The organism is Niallia sp. FSL M8-0099, from assembly GCF_038006945.1.
Lineage (GTDB): Bacteria > Bacillota > Bacilli > Bacillales > Cytobacillaceae > Niallia > Niallia circulans.
Map to the genome: position 1 here is coordinate 2861653 of NZ_JBBOWF010000001.1, position 25939 is coordinate 2887591.

36 protein-coding genes and 4 pseudogenes are annotated in these 25939 nt (G+C 32.7%); 13 read left to right on the forward strand and 27 right to left on the reverse strand.

Going from position 1 to position 25939, the window contains the following annotated elements; all coding sequences use genetic code 11:
* Positions 1-128: 128 nt before the first annotated feature.
* From NSQ92_RS14245 to NSQ92_RS14260, 4 genes are all read right to left on the reverse strand, one after another.
* Entirely contained in the window at positions 129-1910 is a 1782-nt protein-coding gene (locus NSQ92_RS14245; RefSeq protein ID WP_341152888.1) for a M3 family oligoendopeptidase, read from the reverse strand.
* Positions 1911-2145: 235 nt separating this feature from the next.
* Entirely contained in the window at positions 2146-2346 is a 201-nt protein-coding gene (locus tag NSQ92_RS14250) for a sporulation protein YjcZ (protein ID WP_251687556.1), read from the reverse strand.
* A 121-nt stretch (positions 2347-2467) separates the two neighbouring features.
* The gene (locus NSQ92_RS14255; RefSeq protein ID WP_172867096.1) at positions 2468-3232 is read right to left on the reverse strand and encodes an N-acetylmuramoyl-L-alanine amidase; all 765 of its coding nucleotides are present in this window, start codon (positions 3230-3232) and stop codon (positions 2468-2470) included.
* A gap of 163 nt (positions 3233-3395) precedes the next feature.
* A complete protein-coding gene (locus tag NSQ92_RS14260; RefSeq protein ID WP_341152889.1) occupies positions 3396-3851 on the reverse strand; it encodes a hypothetical protein in 456 nt (151 codons plus the stop codon).
* Positions 3852-4162: 311 nt separating this feature from the next.
* On the opposite strand from NSQ92_RS14260, the gene NSQ92_RS14265 reads away from it, so the two are divergent.
* Entirely contained in the window at positions 4163-4483 is a 321-nt protein-coding gene (locus NSQ92_RS14265) for a hypothetical protein (protein WP_047941334.1), read from the forward strand.
* A 137-nt stretch (positions 4484-4620) separates the two neighbouring features.
* Here NSQ92_RS14265 and NSQ92_RS14270 read toward each other — a convergent pair.
* Positions 4621-5013 (reverse strand): annotated as a pseudogene (locus NSQ92_RS14270) (sigma-70 family RNA polymerase sigma factor); the annotation flags it as partial.
* A gap of 17 nt (positions 5014-5030) precedes the next feature.
* Positions 5031-6530 carry a recombinase family protein gene (locus NSQ92_RS14275; RefSeq protein WP_341152890.1) on the reverse strand — a complete coding sequence of 500 codons (1500 nt, stop codon included), beginning with the start codon at positions 6528-6530 and terminating at the stop codon, positions 5031-5033.
* 394 nt (positions 6531-6924) lie between these two features.
* On the opposite strand from NSQ92_RS14275, the gene NSQ92_RS14280 reads away from it, so the two are divergent.
* From NSQ92_RS14280 to NSQ92_RS14300, 5 genes are all read left to right on the forward strand, one after another.
* A complete protein-coding gene (locus NSQ92_RS14280; RefSeq protein ID WP_061801333.1) occupies positions 6925-7371 on the forward strand; it encodes a CBO0543 family protein in 447 nt (148 codons plus the stop codon).
* Between the two features lie 217 nt (positions 7372-7588).
* Positions 7589-8077: a hypothetical protein gene (locus NSQ92_RS14285; RefSeq protein ID WP_144546692.1), complete on the forward strand. Its 489-nt coding sequence runs from the start codon at positions 7589-7591 to the stop codon at positions 8075-8077.
* Positions 8078-8602: 525 nt separating this feature from the next.
* Positions 8603-9100, forward strand: coding sequence for a hypothetical protein (locus tag NSQ92_RS14290; RefSeq protein WP_235850127.1), 498 nt, complete (start codon positions 8603-8605; stop codon positions 9098-9100).
* Positions 9101-9288: 188 nt separating this feature from the next.
* Positions 9289-9429 carry an SHOCT domain-containing protein gene (locus tag NSQ92_RS14295; protein ID WP_095259004.1) on the forward strand — a complete coding sequence of 47 codons (141 nt, stop codon included), beginning with the start codon at positions 9289-9291 and terminating at the stop codon, positions 9427-9429.
* Between the two features lie 143 nt (positions 9430-9572).
* The gene (locus NSQ92_RS14300) at positions 9573-10286 is read left to right on the forward strand and encodes an Ltp family lipoprotein (protein WP_321198357.1); all 714 of its coding nucleotides are present in this window, start codon (positions 9573-9575) and stop codon (positions 10284-10286) included.
* A gap of 92 nt (positions 10287-10378) precedes the next feature.
* Here NSQ92_RS14300 and NSQ92_RS14305 read toward each other — a convergent pair whose 3' ends face one another.
* Positions 10379-10606 (reverse strand): WYL domain-containing protein, encoded by a 228-nt coding sequence (locus tag NSQ92_RS14305; RefSeq protein WP_412973485.1) that lies wholly within the window; start codon positions 10604-10606, stop codon positions 10379-10381.
* Between the two features lie 107 nt (positions 10607-10713).
* Here NSQ92_RS14305 and NSQ92_RS14310 point away from each other — a divergent pair, with 107 nt between their 5' ends.
* Entirely contained in the window at positions 10714-11043 is a 330-nt protein-coding gene (locus NSQ92_RS14310) for a YolD-like family protein (protein WP_095259006.1), read from the forward strand.
* A gap of 773 nt (positions 11044-11816) precedes the next feature.
* Positions 11817-12698, forward strand: a complete 882-nt coding sequence (locus NSQ92_RS14315; RefSeq protein ID WP_095259009.1) for a hypothetical protein — start codon at positions 11817-11819, stop codon at positions 12696-12698.
* Between the two features lie 531 nt (positions 12699-13229).
* Here the strand turns inward: NSQ92_RS14315 and NSQ92_RS14320 are convergent.
* The 12 genes and pseudogenes from NSQ92_RS14320 to NSQ92_RS14375 all read right to left on the reverse strand — a co-directional run.
* Positions 13230-13966, reverse strand: a pseudogene (locus tag NSQ92_RS14320) (PBSX family phage terminase large subunit); the annotation flags it as partial.
* The gene (locus NSQ92_RS14325; RefSeq protein ID WP_321198358.1) at positions 13953-14741 is read right to left on the reverse strand and encodes a terminase small subunit; all 789 of its coding nucleotides are present in this window, start codon (positions 14739-14741) and stop codon (positions 13953-13955) included. The pseudogene NSQ92_RS14320 and the gene NSQ92_RS14325, both read right to left, overlap by 14 nt.
* Complete coding sequence (locus tag NSQ92_RS26840; protein WP_179290061.1) at positions 14738-14875, reverse strand: phage terminase small subunit-related protein; 138 nt, start codon at positions 14873-14875, stop codon at positions 14738-14740. The genes NSQ92_RS14325 and NSQ92_RS26840 overlap by 4 nt, the downstream gene beginning before the upstream one ends.
* A 92-nt stretch (positions 14876-14967) precedes the next feature.
* Positions 14968-15726, reverse strand: coding sequence for a hypothetical protein (locus tag NSQ92_RS14335; protein WP_095259011.1), 759 nt, complete (start codon positions 15724-15726; stop codon positions 14968-14970).
* Positions 15727-15777: 51 nt separating this feature from the next.
* Positions 15778-16011 carry a hypothetical protein gene (locus NSQ92_RS14340; RefSeq protein ID WP_144546696.1) on the reverse strand — a complete coding sequence of 78 codons (234 nt, stop codon included), beginning with the start codon at positions 16009-16011 and terminating at the stop codon, positions 15778-15780.
* 118 nt (positions 16012-16129) lie between these two features.
* Positions 16130-16582: a hypothetical protein gene (locus NSQ92_RS14345; protein WP_095259013.1), complete on the reverse strand. Its 453-nt coding sequence runs from the start codon at positions 16580-16582 to the stop codon at positions 16130-16132.
* 6 nt (positions 16583-16588) lie between these two features.
* Positions 16589-16774 (reverse strand): hypothetical protein, encoded by a 186-nt coding sequence (locus tag NSQ92_RS14350; RefSeq protein ID WP_095259014.1) that lies wholly within the window; start codon positions 16772-16774, stop codon positions 16589-16591.
* Positions 16771-16944 carry a hypothetical protein gene (locus NSQ92_RS14355; RefSeq protein ID WP_186325709.1) on the reverse strand — a complete coding sequence of 58 codons (174 nt, stop codon included), beginning with the start codon at positions 16942-16944 and terminating at the stop codon, positions 16771-16773. Before NSQ92_RS14355 ends, NSQ92_RS14350 begins: the two co-directional genes overlap by 4 nt.
* Positions 16945-17039: 95 nt before the next feature.
* Entirely contained in the window at positions 17040-17552 is a 513-nt protein-coding gene (locus NSQ92_RS14360; RefSeq protein ID WP_142300803.1) for a DUF3267 domain-containing protein, read from the reverse strand.
* 93 nt (positions 17553-17645) lie between these two features.
* A complete protein-coding gene (locus tag NSQ92_RS14365) occupies positions 17646-17885 on the reverse strand; it encodes a hypothetical protein (protein WP_144546698.1) in 240 nt (79 codons plus the stop codon).
* A gap of 8 nt (positions 17886-17893) precedes the next feature.
* A complete protein-coding gene (locus NSQ92_RS14370) occupies positions 17894-18322 on the reverse strand; it encodes a hypothetical protein (RefSeq protein ID WP_144546700.1) in 429 nt (142 codons plus the stop codon).
* A pseudogene (locus NSQ92_RS14375) lies at positions 18303-18502 on the reverse strand (XtrA/YqaO family protein). Before NSQ92_RS14375 ends, NSQ92_RS14370 begins: the two are co-directional and overlap by 20 nt.
* 347 nt (positions 18503-18849) lie before the next feature.
* Between NSQ92_RS14375 and NSQ92_RS14380 the strand changes: the two are divergent.
* Entirely contained in the window at positions 18850-19041 is a 192-nt protein-coding gene (locus NSQ92_RS14380) for a hypothetical protein (protein WP_144545079.1), read from the forward strand.
* Between the two features lie 193 nt (positions 19042-19234).
* On the opposite strand, the gene NSQ92_RS14385 is transcribed toward NSQ92_RS14380, so the two are convergent.
* The 3 genes from NSQ92_RS14385 to NSQ92_RS14395 all read right to left on the reverse strand — a co-directional run bounded on the left by NSQ92_RS14385 (position 19235) and on the right by NSQ92_RS14395 (position 19909).
* Positions 19235-19411, reverse strand: coding sequence for a hypothetical protein (locus NSQ92_RS14385; RefSeq protein ID WP_235850129.1), 177 nt, complete (start codon positions 19409-19411; stop codon positions 19235-19237).
* Positions 19395-19523 (reverse strand): hypothetical protein, encoded by a 129-nt coding sequence (locus tag NSQ92_RS14390; RefSeq protein ID WP_268876249.1) that lies wholly within the window; start codon positions 19521-19523, stop codon positions 19395-19397. Before NSQ92_RS14390 ends, NSQ92_RS14385 begins: the two co-directional genes overlap by 17 nt.
* 191 nt (positions 19524-19714) lie before the next feature.
* Complete coding sequence (locus NSQ92_RS14395) at positions 19715-19909, reverse strand: hypothetical protein (protein WP_341152891.1); 195 nt, start codon at positions 19907-19909, stop codon at positions 19715-19717.
* A 294-nt stretch (positions 19910-20203) separates the two neighbouring features.
* On the opposite strand from NSQ92_RS14395, the gene NSQ92_RS14400 reads away from it, so the two are divergent.
* Positions 20204-21439: an IS110 family transposase gene (locus NSQ92_RS14400; protein ID WP_095322885.1), complete on the forward strand. Its 1236-nt coding sequence runs from the start codon at positions 20204-20206 to the stop codon at positions 21437-21439.
* 96 nt (positions 21440-21535) lie between these two features.
* Here the strand turns inward: NSQ92_RS14400 and NSQ92_RS14405 are convergent, their stop codons facing one another.
* A complete protein-coding gene (locus tag NSQ92_RS14405) occupies positions 21536-21703 on the reverse strand; it encodes a hypothetical protein (protein ID WP_341152892.1) in 168 nt (55 codons plus the stop codon).
* Positions 21704-21840: 137 nt separating this feature from the next.
* On the opposite strand from NSQ92_RS14405, the gene NSQ92_RS14410 reads away from it, so the two are divergent.
* Positions 21841-22227, forward strand: a complete 387-nt coding sequence (locus NSQ92_RS14410; RefSeq protein WP_095259019.1) for a VOC family protein — start codon at positions 21841-21843, stop codon at positions 22225-22227.
* Between the two features lie 280 nt (positions 22228-22507).
* Positions 22508-22669 carry a hypothetical protein gene (locus NSQ92_RS14415; RefSeq protein ID WP_172867330.1) on the forward strand — a complete coding sequence of 54 codons (162 nt, stop codon included), beginning with the start codon at positions 22508-22510 and terminating at the stop codon, positions 22667-22669.
* A gap of 83 nt (positions 22670-22752) precedes the next feature.
* Here NSQ92_RS14415 and NSQ92_RS14420 read toward each other — a convergent pair whose 3' ends face one another.
* Together NSQ92_RS14420 and NSQ92_RS14425 are read right to left on the reverse strand one after the other, a co-directional pair.
* Positions 22753-23115, reverse strand: coding sequence for a hypothetical protein (locus NSQ92_RS14420; protein ID WP_047944072.1), 363 nt, complete (start codon positions 23113-23115; stop codon positions 22753-22755).
* 12 nt (positions 23116-23127) lie between these two features.
* Positions 23128-23934, reverse strand: a complete 807-nt coding sequence (locus NSQ92_RS14425) for a DNA adenine methylase (protein WP_095259020.1) — start codon at positions 23932-23934, stop codon at positions 23128-23130.
* Between the two features lie 213 nt (positions 23935-24147).
* On the opposite strand from NSQ92_RS14425, the gene NSQ92_RS14430 reads away from it, so the two are divergent.
* Positions 24148-24549 carry a VOC family protein gene (locus NSQ92_RS14430; protein WP_095259021.1) on the forward strand — a complete coding sequence of 134 codons (402 nt, stop codon included), beginning with the start codon at positions 24148-24150 and terminating at the stop codon, positions 24547-24549.
* A gap of 98 nt (positions 24550-24647) precedes the next feature.
* On the opposite strand, the pseudogene NSQ92_RS14435 reads toward NSQ92_RS14430, so the two are convergent.
* Both NSQ92_RS14435 and NSQ92_RS14440 read right to left on the reverse strand, forming a co-directional pair.
* A pseudogene (locus NSQ92_RS14435) lies at positions 24648-25421 on the reverse strand (DNA-methyltransferase).
* Positions 25422-25522: 101 nt separating this feature from the next.
* Complete coding sequence (locus NSQ92_RS14440) at positions 25523-25924, reverse strand: hypothetical protein (protein WP_341152893.1); 402 nt, start codon at positions 25922-25924, stop codon at positions 25523-25525.
* Between the last annotated feature and the right edge of the window lie 15 nt (positions 25925-25939).

A 25939-nucleotide genomic window follows, 5' to 3' on the forward strand; every position in this document is an offset into this window, starting at 1 on the left:
TTAAGACCTCCTTCACACCAGCAGCTTTTGGTATGTAGGAGGTCTTTTATCTACATTTATCCTTTTAAACGAATGCCTGTAATTCTATTCCTTACTGTATCCTTTGAAAAATCAGATAAAAAGCTCTTTCATTCATTCGTTAACGCTAAAAATTCTTCTACATCCTTAATACAAAGATCTATGGCACTATTCCAGAAATCCTCTTTTGTTAAATCAATTTGAAGGTGTTTAAATGCCAATTCTTCTACTGTCATGCTTGCTGTATCTCTTAATAGGGCAATGTATTTCTCTTCATAGCCTTTTCCTTCGTCCAATGCTTTTGCATAGATTCCAAGTGAAAATAGAAAACCAAATGTATAAGGGAAATTATAAAAAGGTACACCTGTAATATAAAAATGCAATTTTGAGCCCCAGAAAGAAGGATGATATTCATCTAAAGCGTCCCCATATGCTTCTTTTTGTGCGTTAAGCATTAACATATTTAATTGCTCTTTTGAAATTAATCCATTTTGACGTTCTTCATAAAATCTTGTTTCAAAAAGAAAACGAGCATGAATATTCATTAACAATGCTATAGATCGCTGAATTTTATCTTCTAATAAGACCAGCTTTTCATCCTCTGATGATGCAGCCTTTAATGCTGCATCTGATACTATCATTTCCGCAAATGTAGACGCTGTTTCTGCCACATTCATTGCATAATTTCTATTTAATGTGTGCATATCCCGCATAGCGTATGTATGAAAACCGTGGCCCAATTCATGGGCTAAAGTTGAAACATTTGACGGCGTACCAGAATACGTCATAAAAATGCGTGACTGAGCACTTTCAGGGAAATAGGTGTGAAAGCCCCCTGGCCTTTTCCCTTTTCTATCTTCTGCTTCAATCCATCTCTCTTCGAACGCTTTCTTTGCGAATCCTGACATTTCCGTACCAAATTGCTCGAAATGTTTAATAATAAATTCGGCACCTTCTTGGTAAGACATTTTTGTTTCTATTTTACCAAGAGGAGCATCCAGATCATACCAGCTTAATTTTTCTAATCCTAACAATTTAGCTTTTCTATTTAAAAATTGTACAAATGGCTGTTTTTTCTTTGAAATTGCATTCCACATCGCCTGCAATGTTTCTTCTTGCATCCGATTAATCGCTAACGGTTCTTTTAAGAAATTAGTCCAGCCTCTCATCCCATAAACATTTAATCGGAAACCAGCTAAATGGTTTAATGTTTTGGCAAGAATTTCCCCATTTGCGTCCCATGCTTTTTCCCATTCTCTAAACACCTTTTTTCTAACTGCGCGTTCAGGATTTGAAAATTTATTGGCAGCTTGTCCAACGGAGAGATTTTCTTCATCAAAAGGAATCTGAATTTTCCCAACGACGGTATCATACATTTGGCCCCAGCCATAATAGCCATCAACACTTAATTTATTTATCAATGTTTCTTCTTCTTCAGATAATTTTTCTTTAGCTGCCGCTCTTCTTTCTGACAGCACAAAATAAAGTTCTTCTAGATTATTTCCTTTAAATAAGGAATCCCATTCCATATCACTATATAAGGATAATTTCCCATCAAGAACCGTTAACACATTTTGAAACACAGCACTTAATTCAGTTACTCTACCTCTTAATGTACTTGCTCCTTTATCCTCCATATTCTGCGCCTCTAAACAGCTGACAAAAGCACCTGCTTGTCTTACTTTTTTTACGACAACTTCAAACTGATTCACAATTTGCTGCAAAGAATCTTTGTCCGTCTCCTGTAATGGCTCATACTTATGTACATATGCTGATAATTTTTCGATTTCATCCAATGACATAGCTAAATGCTCTCTAAACTCTTGAGAATTACTTCCTCCAGGAAATAAACCCTCTAAATCCCATGTAGCTTGATATTCTTCTATCTTCACTTTTCTCCACTCCTTTCACTGCTACTACTATGTCATTATAGTTTGACTATCGAAATATTTCCATTCTTTCTGTAAAAATAGTAAAATATTTCTGATAACAAAAGAAAAAGCATCGTTATCTTAAAAAGATACATGATGCTAGAGTCGATATGAAGCAGCTTGCTTGTATTGTCCATTATTTCATCAGCAATCACTATATTTACTATTCCAACATCTAAATTTTTTTTTATTTCCCTTAGCGATAAAAACTACCAAATGCCCAAAAACCCCAAAATAGAATGATAACAATAAAAAGAATGATTAAAAATGCGTACCAGAAACCACCATATACACCGCCATAAGCAGGATAAGGGGCACCATAGCCAAATGGTGCAGGTCCGATTCCACCAAGCGGAACAGCTGCTGGTACTTGGTTTGGGTATCCATAACCAGCCATTTATTCTCCTCCTCTCTTTCTATAAAATATTCTTAATTTGTTGTGAATGTTTTAGGCAATTGTCCCGTTTCTAACTTTTTCCTATATTTCCGTTAATTATTTAAAAATGTTATTTCTCTTTCTAAGGAGATATAAACGTATGAAATCCAGCTTTCTTCGCTTTTTCTGCTAAACGCTCCGCATTCGTTCTATTACTAAATGCACCGATTTGTACTTTAAACAGATTGTTTCGAAATAAAATAGCTGTATCAAATCCCTTTTCAGCTGCTTCCATTGCTTTTTTTTCTGCGTTTTCCTTTTCCTTAAAAGCTCCAATTTGTACACGATAGATTGGTGATTGACTTTTCTTCTTCTGCAGAGAAAAGGCCGTTTCTAATCCTTGGACATGCCCTCTTGCAATCTTCGTAATAAAATTACTATCTTTTAGCTGATTCGCATCTGCTACTGTATCAATGAACCCATTTTCTGTTAACAAAGCAGGCATGATTGTTTCTCTTAATACGTGAAAATTTGCTTTTTTCTTTCCTCTATCATTAAATCCTGTCTCATCTATAACTACCTTATGAATATCATTCTGATAAGTGGTCGTAGGTGCGCCAACTCCCGGATAAATATAACTTTCGAAGCCATTACCCCCACCAGCATTTACATGAATAGAAAGATAAAAATCAGCATTCCAGTTATTGGCAGCTTTCACTCTTGCGGGTAAACTTACAGTTGAATCATTATTGCGACTCATCCGAATTTCCACATCTTCATATTCATTCAGAAGAAAACTTCTAACCTGTCGGGCAATACTTAAGGTAATATTTTTTTCTTGCAGCCCATTTCCTACTGCACCAGAATCTGAACCACCATGACCAGGATCGATAAAAATTTTAACCATGCTTTTCACCACCTTTCTAATAGTATAGATAGGTGGTGAAAATTCGCTTGTTTAAAAGCCTATATATCGAATGTTAGATCTACCCCTATTATCTCCGGGAAACTGCTTGCATAATAGGCAGAGCTGAAAAGATAGATAATTTTTCTCTCTTGATTTACTTCTTTTATGAAAAGATAATACTCTCTCTTTCTGTATTCTCGATAAATTTCACCTCATGAATGGAATCATTTTCATCACAATAATATATGGACTTACTGATAATGGAATTCTCATCTTCTCCAAAACTAAAAAACACGATAAATTTAACCATTCCTTTTTGCAGACCTTCTATGTCGATGCTGTCATTTTCAGCAGTAAATTGATATGGTGTTTTTAAACCCAAGTCAAATCTCCAAACTTCATTGTTATATAATTCCCCACTTACTACTTCATGCTTCATCGTTAAATAGGAGATGATATCAGCTTTTTTTTGCATACTTCTTACCGTATCTTTTAGCTCAGAAATGGAAATTTCGGCACCCTCTTGATATGTAACACCCTGCAAATCATCTATATTAGGAATGGGCCAGAAATTGTTAATAAAGGATATCAATAATGTAATGAATAGTATATGTCTCATAAACACAGGTCTTCAACCCCTTCGATAAACTTTAATCTTTTCTGCTTTGCAGCATCTTTATATTTCATGTATATTACAAATGTTATAAAACATTTACAAGAAGTGAAAATTTTTGTGAGACATTTTTTGCATTCTAAGGTTGTTAATGTTCCCTTCTCATTATTAAAAAAGTATGGCCTGTACCTTTCTAACGATATGATTTACCCACTCCAAAAATGATTAAATTTTCCAATTATGCAGTCATTCCCCCTTTTCTTATTCGCATACTTCTAAAGGACATGCATACAATGTATGGAAGGAGGAGAGACAAAATGAAAAAAATCTCTTTAATATCCATTATCATTCTATTGGGTTTTATTGCTTACATAGAAACACCAACCGCAAAAATTAACAAAAATAATGTTCTCTTTTACGGAGCTATAAAGGAAGAGCAAGAAGTTAGCAGTAATGGAGATGAAATATTTGGAGCTCCGGATCTTGAATATAAATTAGAAGAAACAAAAGAAGAAGATGGGTTTATAGTGGAAGTTTACCGTGAATATGAAATTTATAAAAATCGGCAAGGCGAAGTTGTAAAAACGGTAGCAACCGACAATACAGAATCCCTTCATTACGCAAAATATAAAAGATAGAAAAAGCCGCTTAGTCAACCTTAAAAAACTAAGCGACTAAGCTGCTCTTCTATCCTTTAAATACGTTATCGATGTGTCTATATAAAACGATTTCCTCATAAGAATGCAAATCTATAGAACATCCTTATGTAAAGTTTTTATTCATTTTTCCGCTTTTTTTCCTTTTCTGCTCGATAAAATTCATGGAACATTTTCATTAATGCTCTTTTCTCTATTCTTGAAACATAGCTTCTTGAAATCCCTAATTCTTTTGCAATTTCTCGTTGCGTCTTTTCCTTCTTTAAATCTAGACCAAACCTGCCGATGATTACTTCTTTTTCTCTTTCATCTAAAACATCAATATATTCCTTTACTTTCTCAAGCTCCATATTCAACTGAATCGTATTTACAACATCTTCCGATTCTGATTTTAGAACATCAATAAGACTAATTTCATTCCCCTCTTTATCCTGACCAATTGGATCATGCAGGGAAACATCCTTTTTGGTTTTTTTCAAAGCTCTCAGGTGCATAAGGATTTCGTTCTTGATTACAATAGGGTACTACATTAAAAGATTTGTATATTTATAGTCTCACTATCTACAACCATTACTTCTTTAATTACCCTTCTCAATATTTCTTGTTTATGCTCAAAAGAAAATTCGTTTTTCTTATTCTTCATAAACATATTGATCGCAGATTCCAAGGCAACCACACTTGGTTCTTTACCTGCAGCTACTTCATTTTCATTTAACATTTCGTTATACTTATCTTGTAACTTCTTTTCTTTTATTTGAAGATTTCTTACTTGTTCTTTGATTTCTTCCAGATCCATATCATCATCTTCACTTAGGCTGACAAGTTGGAATAAACGCTTGCGGCCCTTCTTAGCTTTTTCTATTTCTGCTAAGACGTATTCCATTTCTTCTTTTAAATAGGTCTTTTCATCTTGTTCTCTAAATTCAGCAATTTTCTTTGGATCGCTGAGTAAATCCACTATAGTGTCCCACACATACTTATTTAATTTGTTTTCGCTTATCTGTTTACCGCATCCCTTTGATTTTGAACCAGCATAGTTTTTGCGACATGTGTAAATAAAAAAATCTTTACCATGCGATTTCGTTTTTTTACCTGTCATTGTTCCTCCGCAACGATCACATCTTACTAAACCAGATAATAAATACTGATGAAAGCTTACTTTTGTTTGGCGTCTTCTCCCCTGCTCTAATAGGGACTGGGCATATTCAAATTGTTCTAGTGAAATAATTGCAGGTATCTCCGTTTTTAACCATTCTTCTTCCGGCCTGATTTTTCCATATTCCACTTTTTCCCCTGCTTGTTTTTTTACATAATTACCAACCGTATCATATTTGTTTTGATAATAATTACCTGTGTATGCTTCATTCATCAATATTTGACGAACTACTTGCCGATGCCAGACCTTTGCACCACGTTTTGTTGGAATACTTATATCTGTTAGGTGAAGAGCAATACCGTTTATCCCTTGAAATTTACTGTTTGGATTGGTGTAATAGTCAAAGATCATTCTGACCACTTTTGCTTCTTCTTCATTTATTTCGTATGTTTCTTTCTCTTTATTATAATGATAGCCATATAAATGATTGTTTTTAACAACCTTGCCAGACTTGGCTTTTCGATATCTTCCTGTCATAGTATTATGTTTAATCTTAGCTTTATCAAATTCAGAAAAGGCACCCCTAACTTGGAAATACAATTGTCCTTCAGCGTCGTTTTTGTAATCGCTTCTGACAAACTGCAACTCTACGTTATTCTTCTGCAGTGTCTCCGTAATCATTAGCTGTACTAATAACTTTCTAGATAATCTGTCAGGATCATAACATATCACTTTATGAATAAGTCCATTTTCAATATCGTCTTGTAATCTAGTCAAAGCAGGTCTATTCATTATTTCGCCAGTTATTCCTTCATCAACATATTTAAGGTATTCTTCATTTCCAGCTAATTGAACGCACTCTTCAATCTGGCCGTTTATGCTGAATCCCTTTAATTGTTCCTCTGTCGAGACCCTTGCGTAAATCCCTATCAAGATTATTTTGCTCCTCTCTATATTTCTTTACAATATAATGATAGCAATCTTGAATAACTTTATTCGTATTAGGGCCCTCGATAATGTTGACCTTCATGTTGTCATCACCTCATTCATTTATATGAGATGAGAGTTTGTACTTATTAGTCAAAAAAAATTCCTATAAATAATCTTCAGCTTTGCTTACTTTGACATCTAGTACTCCGAGTTATATTTAAACTACACTTAAATAACTATTGGAGCCTTTTTCCGTATATTCTGTTGAGATTGTTTTATTATACAACCGGGGAAGATAGGGAAATGTCTTAAGTGAAAATATTTACCAATAATAATGCTCTTGAAATAAATAAAATTCAGTTCTGAGGAAAAGATAAAAATAAAAAGGAAAAATAATATGATTTTTAATGTCATGATGGTCTTTATATTGCCTTGGATTGTTGGGTGCTTTCATCTTTACAAAAAGGATAGATTGATAATCCCACTCATTGGCCCATTTTTTTCAGTAATAGCATTTACTGTAAATGAGTTAGGTTTTTATTTGAACTTTTGGAAGGTAAATTCCTCTAATAATACATTTTCCTTTCTACCATTTAATTTAGGTATTTATCCAATATTAGCAAGTTACTTAATATTTTTTATTAAAAGAAGGAAGAGTCCTTTTCTTTATATCTTTTTAATATCATTATTTACAACTTTACTTGAAGTGATATATGTCTTAACTGGAAAGATTATTTACGGAAATGATTGGAATTTTATGTTTACCTTTTTTTCCTATCTGTTTCCCTATTATCTCGTATATAAATATTATGTTTTTCTTAAAAGGAAGAACGTTTTAAAATAAAAAATTTAAAGACCGTATGCTTATTTTAAAACTATACGGCAGTATTCCTTTAACTATTTATTTGAGTTCTTCTGGTAATACCGGTGCAGTTTTATTGAATAGGAAACCTAGGAAATTGAGCTATTTAATTCTAGTTTAATTAGTTATTTAATTAAAACAATTATGTATTGTTAGATTCATTCAGAAAATCTACTATAAAAAAGGAAGAAAACAATTTATGGTCTTGCTTACTATTTCAATAATCTTATTTAATTTCATTGCATATAAGAAAAATAAAATACCTACAATGAACAGAAAAGTAAGTCTATGGACTTTTACTATTGCCTTTCAGATCAGTTTTGATGTGATTATTGAATTTAAGTACGGAGGGTATTGGTATTTTGATAAAGGTGTAGATTGGTTTGGAGTTTTTGCACACACGATTTTAATTCCTCCAATCAATATACTATTTATAAGCTACTTTCCATTTAACCACAGTATTATTAAAAAGGCATTATATATTGCTTACTGGACAGCAGGGATTACAATGTATGAAGCACTGACTTTACTCCCTGAACCTTTGGGCTATTTTCATTTAGGCTGGTGGAAATTGTGGTTTGAATTTATTATTGTACCTATTCTCCTACTTATGATATTGGGTTATTATAAATGGATTAGTAAGTTAGAAATGATAGCATTGAATATTAACAAAAGGAGCAATAAATAATATATTCTTTAGATTCTTAAAAATATTCCTCTGATTCAAACAAGTATTATTTTTTGCGTCCGGTGAATATAGCTTAGTTCTTATTATTCCAAAAAAACTCCTATTTAAGGAATGTACTACATCGTAAGCTTTGCTTACTTTACCTATCTAGTACTCCCGTATATATAACTTCGCTTATTAAATAATTGATGTAATTCTCTATAAAATGTGTTGAGTTTGTCTTATATAACAAACGGGGCAGCATTCCTGTAATAAGTGAAACGTTTATGGTAGAAAAGTGGCAGGTTAATGGAACAAAAAACAGGATTTCTTAGTTATTTTGTCGAAATGGATTAATAATCGTGAAAATGGGGTGAATCGTAAAAAAGGGGCAGGTTAACGTAAATAAAGTATAAATCAATTAAGGGAGTTTAGGGGGAACTTATGTTAATTTCTACAATAATTATGGGCTGGATAGGAATTATAATTTTCTTAATTATTGTTTTTACATTTCAAAAGATGGCTAAAAGTAACGAGTTTGCTTTTATGCACATATTGATGGCTTTAATGTATGCAATGTGGTTACCTTTACCATTGGCATTAAATCAATTATTTAATTCGGAGTCCCTACAAGTAGGCTCTATATTTGGATTAGCATATTTATTTATGCTAATTATTTCAATGTCTCTTCAAACAGGACACATTACATATATGGTAAAACATAATGATGATAAATCTATTACAGAAAGTCAAGGTAATTATATGATGGCAACATTATCTAATCCATTTGAACTAGTAGCTAATATTTTTAAATGTATTTGGTCAGTATTTCTATGCATCACTTTCTGGAAAGATGAACAAGTGATAATGACAAGTCTTATGTTTTTATTTAGTTTACTTCTTTTTTATTATTTATTTATAATGCTAGATACAAGTTTATTAAAACGAGTTAAGGTTTTATCAAAGATAAAAGCGAATCCATTTATTATTAATCTTGAAACACTATTTTTCTTCATTATTTTAATCAGTTATATTACATTTTAAATCTTCAAGGAATGTGAAGTGTTACACTTAAATTCAACGGGTGTTTGTTAATTAAAAGAAAAGCCCCCTCTATTGAGTAGGCTTTTCTTATGCGTGCAGCTTATAGTGTTTAGTAATGAAGGAGGCAGCTATATAGGATACATTAATCTCCTTATTATCCCGGTCTATAAATCCCTTTATTCTTAAGTATGAAAAGTGGTCAGAATTCAGAAAACAAACAAGAAATTGATACAGCAAGTGAAATTCGTAAATTTAAAGAATTACTTGATGATGGAATTATTTCAGCAGAAGAGTTTGAAGACAAGAAGAAACAACTATTGGATTTATAAAAAGAAGCCCTTCTCAAACGAGTCGGGTCTTTTCTATCATTTTCCTTTTGTCTAGTTTTGTCGAATCTATAGTATTATTTTCTCTGTAAATGTAAAATACTGTTGCTAGATAGATAAATACAGGAAATTAGGGGGAAGTCAACTTGGCTAAGAAGGAGAAAGTAAAAAAACCATTTTATAAAAAGTGGTGGGTTTGGTTATTAGCGGTCATCATTATCGGTTCCTTAGCAAATATGGGCGAAGATTCTGATCAAACCGCTCCAACTACAGACGAAAAGACAAGTGAAGAAGTAGCTTCAACAAATGATAGTAGTGAAAAAGCTGGAAAAGAAGAAGCTGAGAAGAAAGCAGCCGAAAAAAAGGCTGCAACTGAGGAAGCCGAAAAGAAAAAAGCTGAAGAAGAGAAAAAAGCCAAAGAGGAAGAAGAAAAGAAAGCTAAAGAAGAAGCAGAAAAGGCAAAAGCTGAAGCTGAGGAGAAAGCTGAAGAAGAAGCAGAAAAGGCAAAAGCTGAAGCTGAGAAGAAAGCTGAAGAAGAAGCAGCAGAGAAGAAAGCTGCGGCCGCTGGAGTTGAAGGTGCTAATGCTTTAAGTGCTGCTAGAGGATATATCGACTACACTTCTTTCAGTCATAAAGGACTTGCTGATCAATTATCATTTGAAGGCTATTCACAAGACTCAATTAACTATGCTATGGAAATAATGGACACGGAAGTAGATTGGAACGAACAAGCAGAGCTGACAGCACAAAGCTATCTGGATTACACAAGTTTTTCACAGTCTGGACTTGTTGACCAACTAGTATTTGATGGATTTACTAATGAACAGGCACAGCACGGAGCAGACTTTGCATTTCAATAATAATAGTAATCCCCACTTACAAAGAGCGGGGATTTTTTTGTGCATCGTTTATAAAGTTCCAATGACTTAGTCAAATGGTTTTTCAAAAAGGCTTATGCATGCAATAATTCCCCCTTCTCTTTTTTGAAGGAAGCAGCTAAGATGGAATCAACTTTAAAGATACGTGGCTGTTTCTTCGCTAAGCAATATGCCTTTATATATGTTTCGGTTACTCTATTTACTAAAATTGATCTTTGAGACACTGAATTATCTTTCTTAATATAGATAATCTCAATTGGTTTACCTTCCACAAATGCTCTTTCTAGTTGCTTTATCATCATAAACTACCTCCCTTTTGGATATATTATATACGAACGTTCGTTCGAAAACACACCGAAACCGAACAATTGTTCTTATATAATTATCCTATCGAAAAGGAGTTGGGGATATGTTAAAAGACCGGGGTACTAAAAAGTGGGTAGCGATGATGCTGCCTGAACATGTAGCAGGAGTAAAAGAAGTTATTGAGAGCCAAAATAAGATTGAACAGCCTGTTTTAGATGAGGATAAATTAAATGATATAGACATACTAATACATGAAGGCATGGAATATAATCAACTGCTTAAATTTAGCCTTTTTAACAACGGTTATATAGATACTTTGATTGGCCGTACTGTTTATATTGACTACCTTAATAACCAGCTGCGTATTCAAGACGAGAAAGATTATATACATTACATCTCTTTTAGAAAACTTGTGGACGTAGAAAAAGCATAAATGGAGCAGATGTTATGAGTAGACTTAATGATGAAGAAAGAGACATTTTTGAGAATGCTATATACTTACCGATGCTTCATACTGTACTTGCGAGATTATAAAGTAGCTGAGACTACACCGTTTAAACTCAATCAAGCCTATCTAAACTTAATCGAACACACAATGAAACAGGTACAAAAAGATATGCGAGAAAATAATAATAAGATGTCTAAAAATAAATGGAAATTGGTCAAGGGTGAAAGTGATGAAGCTTTTACGGAATATAATTTTTATATCAACGGATATCATGAAGTACATCGATACTTTAACTACAATCTAAGAAATAACACAGAAAAGTTACTTAATCATTATTTTTTACATCGGTATACAGATTAGTGATCTAGTGGAAACCATTTTGGGTGCTGAGCTATTATTTCTTTTAAAGTTCCATAGTCGATTGTTTTTCTATAACAACCGCATTGTTGGTGTGTTAGGGTATGTACTGCATCTACATATATTTTTTCGTTCAACAAAATATTCCTATTGCAAATTGTGCAACGGATTTGATTATTATATATAAAATGGCTTTTAGATAGTCTTATAACACTCATATTTTCTTTCCTCCTTTCTATAAGAGGCTTCTTTATTTTCTAGGTGGATTCCTTTTCGTTCACAAAAAATACTAAATATATGGATAAATCTATCAGTATTGAAAACTCAAGCTATCAATCTATTGACTTATCTTGTAAACGCTGTATAATATATCCATAAATACAAAAAAGTGAGGATATAGTGTGAAAAAACTTTCGAAATTACTATTATTTGTTGCAACTGTTTTTTTCTTTTCTACAGTTACAGAACCAATTTCATCTTTAGCTGATAGTCCGCCAACGCAAAACTTTGAAGAAGAATTCTTTAATGATAAAGGAAATTTAGAAGATTTAACCTATAAAGAATTAGATAATTTAAGTGATTCAGAGCTTAAAGATTTAGGCGTATATACAGGTGAGGATGCAGAAGAATTTACTGAAGAAATACTTGATGGTAATTTTGATTTTGAAGCTGCAGTTGAGGATTTAGATATCTCTAAAATGGATTATGCAGAGAAAGATAAATTCTTGAAAATTGTTAAGGAAACAGCTACTATTTCTGGAACTGATGAAGTAGAATTATTAGAAGAAGCACTTATAAATCTTTTCGATGGAAGTTCTGAAACTTTTAATGATTTAGAAGCCACTCAACAGGAGCTAGAGGAGAAATATGAAGAACAATTGAACACAGATGATGATACTTTATTTTCCAAAATAGAAAATTTCTTCGCTGCTGATAAAGCTTATGCTGCTAAGAAAAAAGGAAAGATTGCCGTTGGAGTCAATCTTGCAGCGGCAGCATTTAACGTAGTAATCTTCGGAGTAGTTGGAGGAACAGTATTTGGCGTAAAGAATTACATTAAAAAGAAAGGAGCTAAAAAAGCTAAAGAAACTCTATCGAGAGTCGCTACAGCACAAGCTAAAAAACTTAAAATTAAAACAATACGAGGTGTGTCAATAGCAACAATAATTGGTGTAGCTATTGATTTTGCTCTAAACTATTATAATCCAGGAAGTATAATAGCAAATATTATTGATAGTAAAGATTGGTATAAAAAGAATGGATGGATTGATATCACAAAATGAGATATTTAGGATATTTATTATACTTCATTATTGCGACTATTTTATTTTATTACACAAGTGAATTTGTATCAAATCAAGAAGATGGTTCTGTGGGACAATACGCTGGCAGAATTATACGTGTGTTGATTCTCCTTTTGACTGGATACTTAGTAGCTCTTAAAATTAAAAATAGAGCATAAGTCATCAATGGATTTTATTAAAAGTATCAGCATGAATGCTGTCTAAATAGCATTCATGCTGATATTTTTTTCATAGGGTACATTATAGAAACTCCATCCCCATTACTTTATGCGGATTATTTGTTTTGGATAAATAAGGTTTTCATTTTTGATACTTGGATTTAACTTCAAAATAAATATATTTTCTACTAATGTTCTATATCCTTAAAAAAATCATTCCTCATTCCTCCTTAATTAGTAAATAATTTCTCATGTTCTGGAAAAATCCTAGAGTATATATGAATAAATTTAGTCTGTTTGCATTTTTATTACTTATTATGTGATATTTGTAACTACACCTTAAGAATTTTCACATATTATTGAAATGGTTCATATTGTATACCATTTCGCCTAAACCTATTACTTCTCCGTTGTACATCCAGCGCCAGTAATCATAATCATTTTCTTTGTACTTCTCGATTTTCCTAATCATCTGGGCAGATAGGAAACCTTTTGCATCATCGAGATATGTTGAATGATGGATAAAATAATCATCATCAGAAGACTTTCCATCTAACCATTCATAATCCAGCTATACGGATTTCTAGGTGGGTTATAAGAGAAATATACCTTAACCTCTTTTTCTTCAATCTCTTGACGGATGAATGTATCTTCTACAATATCTATATCTTCAACACCAGCAAATTCTGCAGCTTCTTCAAACCACAATGCCATTACATAACCTTTAGCAATCTTTGCTGACTTTAATTTCATTGGATCATCACAGCCATAGAAGTAAAAGGTTGTATTTGTTGCCTTATGCTTTATCATTAGTGGACTCTTACCAAAGTAAAATTCCTCTTCTACTTTAAGCATATAAATGGCCCATTTTATTTGTTCGTAAATAGAAGTTGATAAGTACTTACCGACTTTTCTTAAACATACAACATTGCCCAATGGATCATTTAAAAAATCTGTAACAAGCTTTAAGCTAATTACAGACGATTTCATAGAAGAACGTCCGCCTTTAGCAATTATATGAGATTGTTTGGCTAACCATAAGGAGTAGAAGTTCTTATTGATGAGATCCGTTATTTTAATTAGATTCATCCTCTAATACCTTCCTCATTTCATCCACATTCGTAACGATTACTGTTTTAGATGAATCGAAATTATCAATCTTTGTTTCCAGTCTAACCTTTTCAATCTCAGCTTTAAGCTTTTCTTCCTGTAAACGTTTCTTGTCATTCTCGGATAACAAATCAAAGTACTTAGATAACATCTCTAAAGCTTTCATTTTGTCTGCAAGTTTAACAGATACTCCGTCTTTACCTTTGTTCACTTCGGTTATAATGGTTCCGTCAATTTCCGATGAATCAATAAAATCAACATAGTTCACTTCTACCATGATTGGATTGCCATCTTCATCTTCCAAAGGACCAAAGGCTCCCATTGCTTGGACTTCTTTCTTACCGAATTTTGCAAAGTCTGTTACATCTGCGAAAGCTATATCAATGTATTTTTGAAGTACATCATTAGCACCTAATTTCAAGTCATTCATCTGTTCTTCTTTTATTCTATCTATTTCTTTTGCAATCTTAGGATTTCTTAGATGACGGTGCCCTTCAACCATTGCAGTCGAATAAGCACAACCATAAGCCTTCTGATATGCCTTTGTGGCATTAAAGTATTTAAGATGATAAATGCAAAAAAGCCTTTGTTTGTCCGTTAGTTCGTCCAATTCAATCAAAGGTTCCTGTTCTTCACTATTCTGTTTGCTCTGCTGCTTTTGCTGTTTGTTATTCTTTTGTTGTACAACATTCTTTGTTTTACTCTTTTTTTGTTGTACAACGTTGTTCTTTGTTATCTTGTCCCCATTTATCACGAGACTTCCATACAGCCACCTTTCTTTTCATCTATATCGAGTTGGTTGGCTATCTCTCTGTTTGTTATTTCTCCATTGTGTTCTTTCCATAAGTTATATGCTTTATCTCTGTTTGGATCTCTTGCTCTAGCCATATTACATTCACCTACCCACCTCCTGTTTATGCATTTGTGTTTTGAAAATGAAAAAAGCACCTAATAATTGGTGCTTTGGATTGTTCATCTCTTTATAAAATTCTTTTTATATATTGATACATTATTATTCCAGCTTTATTAATTGAGTAATATTCATCAATATCTGCTGTGTCAACATCGGTTGTATCATTATCTCTATCATATGTCACACCTATATCAGCATCATAGCTTCTTGTTATTAATTGAGATGATACTGCTTTTTCAATAGTTAACAATAGGCTAGAATAATCGATATTATTTTGTTGAGTGTATTTTTTTAAAGTATACATTAAAAATTTTTCATATTTCTTTTTGGGTTTATATCTCATTTGAGTTGAGACTAGCCAGTCATAAAAACTAAAGATATGTGTGTAATTAATTATATCTATATCAAAGAAGTTTGTTAAAGCCGTAATGCATACTAATTTATGATGCTGAATGTTTCCGCCTTCACCTATCATAGATTTTAATAAAGTACCCATTAATAAACATGCTTTTGATGAGTTAGATAACACCACTTTTGAAAATGTATCAGATATAAATTCAGCTTTTGCTTCATCATCAATATACTCAATTAATTTCTCTATTTGTTTTTCTGTAGGCATATCTCTTTCGGTAAACCCATTTAAGAAAGAATTAAACTTTTTATTAATTATAAGCTCATTTGCACTTCTAACAAAACCAACTAACTTTGATACATCACCTGCTAATTGTACATATTCACTGTCTAAGACACTGTCTTTAAGCTTCAAATACTTGCTTAAATGCTCATTCGCTTTTTCATATATACTTTTGCCAACTTCATTCGCCATAAAGCACCTCCATATCGTATATTTCAACAAAAGGAGATATTTTCCTGCTCATTATCCAACCAAACTTTGAACCCATGGTAAATAATTTGTCGTAAAAGAATAATATAAAGCAGCTAGAAATGCAGCAGTTGCAAGAAAATTAGCTATCTGTTTTGGAATTCTTATTAACCTTAATAGAATAAAAACTACTATAAATGCTATTGCTCCAGTAATCATGACTATTCCAAATTGGATAGCCATTCCATTAACGGTATCCCCGACAGGACTAAAATCAATTTTTTCCATAAAACACCTCCAAATATTATATCGGGTAATTATGGAAAAATGGTAGTTCTATTTTACTTTACCGAAGGTAATGTAGGGGAAGCAGCTTATTAACCGCCTCCCCGTCCTGCCTTCCATTTTACACTACCGATTTTTCACCATGTAAAAGTTTGGAAAAAGTCGTATTTGTGCCGATTTGCGCCTTAATTTCAGCTCTTAATTTATCTACAGAATCTCTAGATATCTCTAAATGTACCGCTATTTGTTGCCTAGTCATTCCGCTTAGCATACAATCATAAACAATTTTCAGTATTTCCTTATCTAGAAAATCCCCAGCACTTTCTATGGCGAACACTTTTCGTTGATATTCTTGCAATCTCATTATTTGTTTCTGTTCTCGAATATCCATGTCCCTCAATTCCGCTTGGCTTTTGCCAGAACTTCCGTGAGGTAATGTTGCTTCAATCCCATATTGAGCAACTCCCCAGGAGCGCATAGGTACAGATTTCCCATAAATAATTCTTTGAAGCCTTTCAATTTCTCTTTTCATCATTCGATAATCCCTAACTAATTCCGCAATATTAATTTCCATACATGATTACCCCCTTTGTCTTAATGCGCCATTGTGTCTTCTATATGTAGGCTTTCTCAATCCCATTAGCTCTTCTAATTCTCTTTGTGAAAAGATTTCTTTCTTTTTCTCAACTAATTTTTTCCTAGGTGTTTGCTTCTCTTGATGAATATCCTTCCATTTAACTAACTGATCCCTAAATGTTTGATTCATCCCTTTCCCTCCACCCATTCCTTTGCCTTGATATAGCAAAGATTAAAAAGAATATATCGTAATAAAGTTTCTTCATATGAATTATTTAAGAACACCGAAATAATTGCTATTCCTGATATAGCAAAAGCCGATAAAATTAACGCCAATGCTATTACCTTTATTTGTTTCATACGGGTTACTCCTTTGGAGAAAAATAAAAAAGGACACCAAACGAAACGGTATTAACCGCTTGTTCAGTGTCCTCCAGCTGCCTGGTAGAACTTATTCACTTTCTAATAATTTTAAATGTACCAGTATCATCATACTGAAATCGATCATTCTGGGAAGACTTTTTAAAAGTTTGATATATCATTAAGAAATCTCCTGAACATCCACTCAACTTATTCGCAAGGATAAAAATAAAATAAATATTTACGAACAAATTATCAATTAATAAAATAGTACTAATCATCAAACAGAAAATAATAAAAGGTGCTATCAATATTACGATAAATTGATTTCTTTTAATTAAATCTTTTTTATCAAAATGACATACCCCAGATGCATCTAAATTTCTCCAGTCTATGTCTATTTTAATATGTGTTTTATAATTAAATATCTTTGCAAAACCTTTATGTGATAATTCATGTAGCCAAGTCATAAATATATTGCCCATTAAAAATAGCACCGGGAACAATAAAATCCCTAAACTAATTTTCAGTATAACCGACTGGTTAATATCAAATTTCTCCACAACTTGAACAATTAAAAATCCATATGCAAGAATGATTAGTATCAATTTAAAGACTCGATTTAGTGTTTTTTCAATCCTATTACCATTCAGTATTATTAAATTTTTAAAATCCAATTAAGAATTCCCCCCTCCTCAAACTTATCCCTTATTACTTTTCCTCAAATCTTTTTCTTCATCAATATTTTCATCTAAAACATTTAAAATTAGATTTATTCTATTTTCACCCCGATGTGATAGAGAAAAATAATAAAATGCTATACATAGAAAAGACATTATTCCTCCCCATATATAGTTAATATTTAAAAGAGTTAATAAATAATCATTTTTTATCCTTCCTTGTATTAACGCTTGTATAACAAAAATAATAAAACTTAACATGGTTGCTCCTACTGTTTTATAATAAACTTTCTCAGATGCCTATCTTTATATGCTTTAAAATAGGCTCTCATTGACCTTAAATCTTTTATTCTATTACTTGTACTTGTTTCACTTAATATTGCTTCCTCAATTTTATTCATATTAATCGGTATACTTTTTGAACCTTCTTCCTTAAATAAATGGCGAATATAATTCTCTCCACCATCTAAGTTTTCTGTCCAATTATACAATGTTGTATATTTTTCCGATTTTTCTCTCTTTATTTCCTTTTGAAAATATTTTTCAGACCAGGGTATTATATAAATAATAACAAATATAATTATAGACATATTCGTAAAAAGTAACTCAATTACTTTAATTTGAGACTTGCTCCAAATTAAGAAAAAAACACCCCAACATAAAAAATGAATAAAAAATTTAAAAATCTTCCCCTTCATCAAACTTCACCCTCTTAACTTTCCCCTGATGAGTTACAATTTTGTCTCTCCATGTTCAGGTAGCCTAGTAAGTTTAGCTCGTCCATCACACACAACAATGGCAAAGCTTCCTTTTTGTTCCATTATATCAACTTCTAGGCGCATTGTACTAGTATTAATCTCTAATTCTTTAAGTCTCATGAGGATCACTTCCCTAAATTTATTAATCTGTTATTCTTGTTTGTTGGGTAAAATCCTATTTAATCTTTTACTTTCCTGAAACACGAATTTTTTTATTTACTGCCCTTTCGTTATCTTATTTGCTTAAAAATCTAATCAATGGAGGCACTAATAGCAATAACGCTAGTACTAAATAAGTAAGTTTCCAGTGTTTTTTTATTGGATTCCAAACATATTTTTCAAAAAGAATCATCAATTTCCTTCACTCTTCCTTTCTGCGGATAAGTTTCGTACTATGCAATAAAAAATTTGAAACATTTAATCTCTCACTAACGTACATTCTTATTAAAAGAGAGGTGATTGAATTAGTGGGTAAAAAAACAAGTTTAATTTTTGTAGTTTTTCTCAGTTTTGTGATTAGTTACATTTTTTCAGCAGCATTTGCTCATTACGGCTTAAACACTACAAATCTAATTACCGGGATAATTATTGTTTGTTTAACTATCTCGGCAGTTACATTGTTTGGAAAATTGTTTCCTGAAAAAACAGTTGAAGGTTAATATTAAAATTGTTCTTCAAAGTTTGGGAGTGGTTGTTTTATAACTGCTCCTTATTTCGCCTTTTATGTCTAACTCTCTTTACATAAATAGTGGATTAATAAGTATAAACTTCCTGTAAATATGAAAATGTACATTATTATTCGCCCATAAAAACATTACATCATCTTACTTCACAGTTGTTATCTATGGTTCGTTACCTTTCCCATTCAGCAGTGTATATCTCTCCAGTTTCAATGTTTTGTAATCTCCTAAGTGAACCATCATTAATCAATCGTAGTCCATAAGGTTTTAACATTTCTGAATTCCCTTCATTGTCTTCTCTACCTGAAAAGATTAATTCTTCACTCGCTACCTCATTCATATACATCAAATTCATAATTCCAAGCAATATGGATAGCTTCCACAATGTCATTAGAAGGCAACAATTTATATTTCCCTTCGTCCCAATCATAAGCCATAAATTTTGCTTCGGTTTTATCCAAGCCATTTTCCTCCTTTAGTTTCGTATGGTGTATTACCTCATATCATGCGTTTTCCCGCATTTTTGACAAGTATATAAACAAGAAAGCCAATGTTTATTTCTATACGAATAAATAAAATACTTCTTATGAAACAATTTACATATAAAATTGTGCATATACCCACTTCCTCACTTTGGTTTCGCATGGAGCATTTACTTAACTGGGAAAATATCAATTTCAACTGGATTCTCATAAGTCCAATAAGCTGTAGCATGGTCACTATTAAATGCTTTTTCAAGAATAGCTTGTATTTCTTCTATAACTTCGTCTGTCATACAATCCATGGCACGTTCATCCCAATCTTCATACATTTCTTGAGCTTCTGATTCTATATAGCTTTCGACCATGTAGTTTGCATTTGGTGACCATTTTTGTCTTTTGATTACACACCCGTTCGTATTATAAGGTCAGCCAGAGAATTCTGGTTGACTATTTTTTATTCAATTTATAGATTGATAGTAGCCGGGGAAGAACGGACGCACCCGTGGGACTTGATCCCGACAACTAAACTGTTCCCCTCTACTTGTTAACACATGATTAGGCTGGTTGGGACATGATGATCCCGTATAACAAGCGAAGATATGAATGACAAGCTAGATAGAGGTTACCGGTCAATCCACTACACTAGGAGGAGATAATTTATGAATCCAGTTGTTGGTCTGGATGTCGCTAAAGGTGAAAGTCAGGTTCAAATGTTCTTGGATAAAAAAATGCCCTATAAAAATAGTGTGAAAGTTGAACATACGGTGGATGGTTTAAAAGAGTTATACTCTTATTTACTAGATTTAGAGCATCAAACAGGGATGAAACCACCAGTTGTCTTGGAATCAACGGGTCACTATCATGCCCCAGTTGTACAGTTTTTAGAAGCAAGAGAGTACATTGTCATTATCGTAAATCCATTGGTATCTTACCGAGCAAAAAGTTCTAGTTTAAGAAAAACTAAAACAGATGCCATTGATGCTTATCACTTAGGCGAACTGTATTACAAAGAGGATTTAGAGCCGCAGAAAAAGCGTGGTGTTCAGTTATTAAACCTTCGGCATCTGACAAGACAACATGAAAATATGACGGGAATTATGGTTCAAACAAAGCTTCAATTTCAATCTGTATTAGATCAAGTATTTCCAGAGTATAAAGGCGTTTTTGGCGATCTGTATGCCGAGGTTTCATTAAGAACTTTACAAACTTTCCCTACCTCGGAGACTGTCTTAAAAACTTGTGTGGAGGAAATTGCACAATTTATTGATAGGCATTGTAAAGCAAGATCGTTTAATTGGGCGCTTGAAAAAGCAGAGGGATTAATCGCAGCTGCAGAACGCAACCCATTTCAGTCAACGCGTTATCAAAGCCTTCTTGTCAGTCTGAATATGTATATTGATTTACTTCAAGTGTACCACCAACAGCTTTCTACGTTGGAGCGTGAGATTGATCAGTTAGCAGTACAGCTCGAAGAATATGAACTACTCCAAACAATTCCCGGTGTAGGCGAAAAAATCGCTGCAACGATTATTTCTGAAATCGGGGAAATTGATCGGTTTAGTCATCCCAAAAAGTTAGTTGCCTTTGCAGGACTTGATCCTAGTGTATTTGAATCAGGTCGCTTTAAAGGCACGAAGAATCATATTACTAAACGAGGCTCTGCAAGGCTTCGCCACATGCTTTTTACAGCAGTTCGGTGTTCCATTCGAGATAGTCGTAAAAAGAAAACAACTGAAGAAACCATTGCACGAAATATGCGATTACGTGCCTTCTACGATTTAAAACGTGAAGAAGGTAAGCCTTATAAAGTAGCCATTATTGCATGTGCTAATAAGCTTTTACACTGGATTTATGCGATGTTAAAAACGAAAACACCATTCCAAGAAACTATTTAGTAACAACATTTTCCTATACAACTAAAACCTTCCAAATTGAATCAGGAGGGTTATTTGAGTTGTGCATTTTTAGTATAGCATTTAGTAATTATAAATTTAAAATATATTTATTGACAAACTATTAGCTGGTTTAGATGTTTCATGATGTGGTTCCCGAAGGTCTAATATTTCACTTTTTAATTCTGCTACCGTATAGGTTAAATGTGATTCCTCAACACTTATTTCTACATCATCTGCTAATTGTGATAATTTCATCATCTTCATTTTTCATCTTCCTTCCTGTCGCACATTTGTTATCTAAAGAGTTATTTCGTTCTGCAACATTTTTTTATCATTGATAAAGGATTCCCTTACAATTTATTGAATTTAAATACTGTAGAAAAATAAAAGTAAAGAATGATATGAATGAATCAACCCGTTCTCCAATTGCCTGTAAGGTAAATAATGTTTTTATCCATGTAAGTAACTTAGAAAAATCTGCAGAGTGGTACAGCGAGCTACTTGGACTCCCATTTAATAAGGAGGATGTTTCATCTCCTGTTTTCAATATTCCTGTTACCGCTGAGACTGGACTCACTTTAGACGATCACACTTTCGATCCAAGTTTCACATTAAAACCTTCAAGCCATGTCTTATTTAATTTTTTTGTCGAAGATATTGATCTAGCATATAAATTTGTCAAAAACAAAGGAATAACAGTTGTCAGAGAAATAGAGCGCATTGGTGATTTTGCCTATTTTAACTTTGAAGATTTAGATGGAAACGTATTAATGATCTGCAATTGTTAAACCTTAATGCAATGGTCAGATTTATCTACCATTGCTCTTTTTCTTATTGCACAGTTGTTATCTTATTTGCTTAAAAATCTAATTAATGGCGGCACTATTAACAATAGCGCAAGTGCTAAATAAGTAAGTTTCTGGTGTTTTTTATTGGATTCCAAACATATTTTTTAAAAAGAATCATCAATTTCCTTCACCCTTCCTTTCTGCTTCCAATATTACTAACTATCCTTCGTATAAATTCTTCTAATTTAGAAAAGATAAACTTAGAAGGAGGTGTACCGTTATGTCAAAAAATAATTCTGCCTTAGGACTTGGTGTATTAGCTATTCTTTTAACAACTTTTTATACTGCGATATTGGCCTCTCAATTAATGGCTACAAAACACAAAGTTGACTACCTTTACTTTAAAAACAAATTTAGTCATAAAGAAAAAACAACTAATTAATTGTTCTAAAAGCCTTCTTTATAAAAAGTGGGCTTTTTATATAGTCCTGTTCCTTTCTGCGGATAAGTTTCGAATTAAAAAGATTAGTCAATGATCTCCCAATATCTATTGGAAATCCCGTAAATAAAAATATCTTCTCCATTAATTTTCACTTCATATGCTTTTCCGTTAGGATAATCGTCTACTCCTTTAATAACGCCAATGTCATTTGGTTTTATAATTGTCGGTGGAATTGATTCGTCTTCTATATCTCTAACGTTCATTATTTTTATTGCTTTAATCTTTTTTCCTATCAATATGACACCCTCTTTCTTAGGTCTCTTACGCTTAAATTTTAAAGGTGGTTCGCCAGTACCCTTACAATTCTGACAAACCTTATTCCCAATCATCCCATGTCCATTGCACATCAAGCATACTGTCATATCTAACAGGCTTGTTATGCTCATAAAGGATCACTCCTAAAATAACGATTCTTGAAAACTTCCTTGTACTGCTGCAATCGGATTTATCCATAAAACTTCTTGCCTTTTTGCTCCTGCTTCGGCAGATACTTCCATAGTTACTCTTCGCCAATGAATTAAGCGTTCATCATAAACCTGATGTGCATATCCCGAAAGAATAACTGGACCAGGATGTTGGTCTAATATATCTAACAACTCAATATGATCTTCTATTGTCATTTCGTGTTTATAGTGTCTTTTAGTTCGAGTTTCCAAAATATAAGGAGGATCTGCATAAATGAGAACTTCTTTTCTCTGATACCTTTCAAGCAACTTTACAGCTGGTTGATGCTCAATTTGTGCTTCCTTTAAACGTTTAGCAACTATTATTATTTTTTCGGGAAGTTTACTCCATTCTTTTGCTACATCTGGACCATTTGAAGAGATAAGACTTCTCCATCCTGTTCTATCACTTGTTTTAGCTCCTATCGCTTGCCAGCACCTAACTAGGAATCTTCTTGCATCTTCGAGTTCATTTCCTGTCTCAAATTCATAGGAGGAATAATATTCTTCTCTTGAAAAAGGTGTCCATTCAATAAGTTTGGCTAACTTTTCCGGATTATCTCTTATGACTTTAAAAAGATTAACCACACTGCTATCCATATCATTTATTGTTTCAATACTTGATTTTGGTTTATTAAAAAACACTGCTCCGGATCCAAAGAAAGGTTCCAAGTATGTCTTATGTTCAGGCATATGGCTAATTATCCAGCTGGCCATACTCCATTTCGAACCTGGATAATGTAAAATTCTTGGTATCACCATTTTTATTCCTTTCTAACCCACATAAATTACTAAACTTCTTCAAATTCACATTTTGTATAACTAGATTCTTTTATTCCTCTCATTGCTACTAGTGCTGGTGATCCGTACTGAACCTAGTAAACTTAATAATTCTTATATTATTTGAATAAAATAAAGGAAATTTTATCTTCTTAGCTAATAATTAAATAACGATTAATTTTAGGAGGACTTATAATGGGTAAATTCACACCACATATTGCAACCTTGGAAATTCCAGTTTCAAATCTAAAAAAATCACTAGATTGGTATTTAGCTATCTTTGACGTAAAAATTCATTATCAAGATAGTGTTACTGCTATGCTTACATTTGAATCTAAAGGGGTACCTACAATCTACTTAGTAGAAACAGAGAAGTTAAACAACCTATCTTTCAAAAATACACATACAGAAAATGTACATAGCATCATTGATTTTTTCACTTCCTCATTAGCTGAGTTTCATAGTTGGCTTAAAGAGCAAGACGTACTTGTCGGTACATTAAATATTGATCCCAACCACGGCTATGGGGGTTTTAGTTTTCAAGATCCTGACGGAAATTTACTTGGTGCAACAAATGTTTTGCATCCTGGGCAATAAATAAACTGCTTATCATATTAGAATTTCATATTATTTCTTTATCCTCTGTATTTTCCAAAGCATATCAAGTGGTAAAATCACTTGATATGCCTCCATCATTAAATATGTGTTTCTATCTTTACCATAGGTAAACCCAGATTTTTTCTATTTTCATTTATGCGTTCTAACCCAACCTCGCAATATTCTTTCTGTAATTCAAACCCTATCCATCTTCTATTTGTATTGTCACAAGCTACCGCCGTTGTAAATCCGCCCATACAATTATCCAAAACTATTTCCCCTTCATCTGTGTATGTTTTGACGATGTACTCAAAAAGCGACAAAGGTTTTTAAGTGGGATGAAAGGTTTTACTATCTCTTGGAAAATCCAAAACGCTCTTAGGAAAGTTTTTGTATCTTACATAATGTGATTTTGTTAATGTTGCATTTCGTTCGCCTAGAACTTTCATTTTAGGACTTTTTTTCACTTTCTTAGCCTGTATTGGTATTAAGCCCTGCGGATGATACGTTGGTAATTTTTTATAAAATACACATACATTTTCATGATTTTTCAATGGCATTCGGTTTGCATTTGGAAATCCTGTTATATGATTACCTTTCTTCCAAATCCATTCGTATCGAAACCACTTCATATTTGATGCAATTAATGCCGTAGTAAACGGTTGACTCGCCGTAAGAACAATAGCACCATTTTCTTTAATAACCCTTTTGTATTGTTCCCAAAGTGGTTCAAACGGAATAATGCTATCCCAATTACATTGTGTCGTTCCGTAAGGAAGATCACATAGAATAAGATCGATTGAATTATCAGGAATAGACTTCATTCCTTCTAAGCAATCCATTTGATAAATAGTGTTTTCTTTTAAACTCATTTTCTTTTCTCCTCTCAAAGATGTATAATAGGTATCACCCAAACACCTGTTCTATCTTTGAGAGACTTTTAAAGTCTCTTATTCTATTAATCCCTCTTCTTTTAATCAAATAGGGATAACTGTTCATATCCATTTATAACTGGTTCTGTGACAACTATTTTCTCCTTCTCACTAAACTCTTGGTTATAAGTGTCTAGTACTTCCTCCATCTCTCCAAACCAATGGAGTGGAAAACATCCTCTTAAACCTTCGAATTGTCCGTCTTCGTATTGATCATAGAAGTAGCAGCTATCCACCAAATTAATCTTTAATTTCTGTTCTGGATACTCCACTTTCAAACGAATAAAATACTCTTTTAGCTCCGTTCCTCTATATCCTGGCTTCCTCCATACCAGCTGTGCTTTATAGACCTTCTCTTTGTCATAATCACTTACCAAGCGTAGAAATGCTATTTTAAATATGTACAATAATGCTTGGATAAATATGTACAAATTTGCTTTCATTTTACATACTAGTCT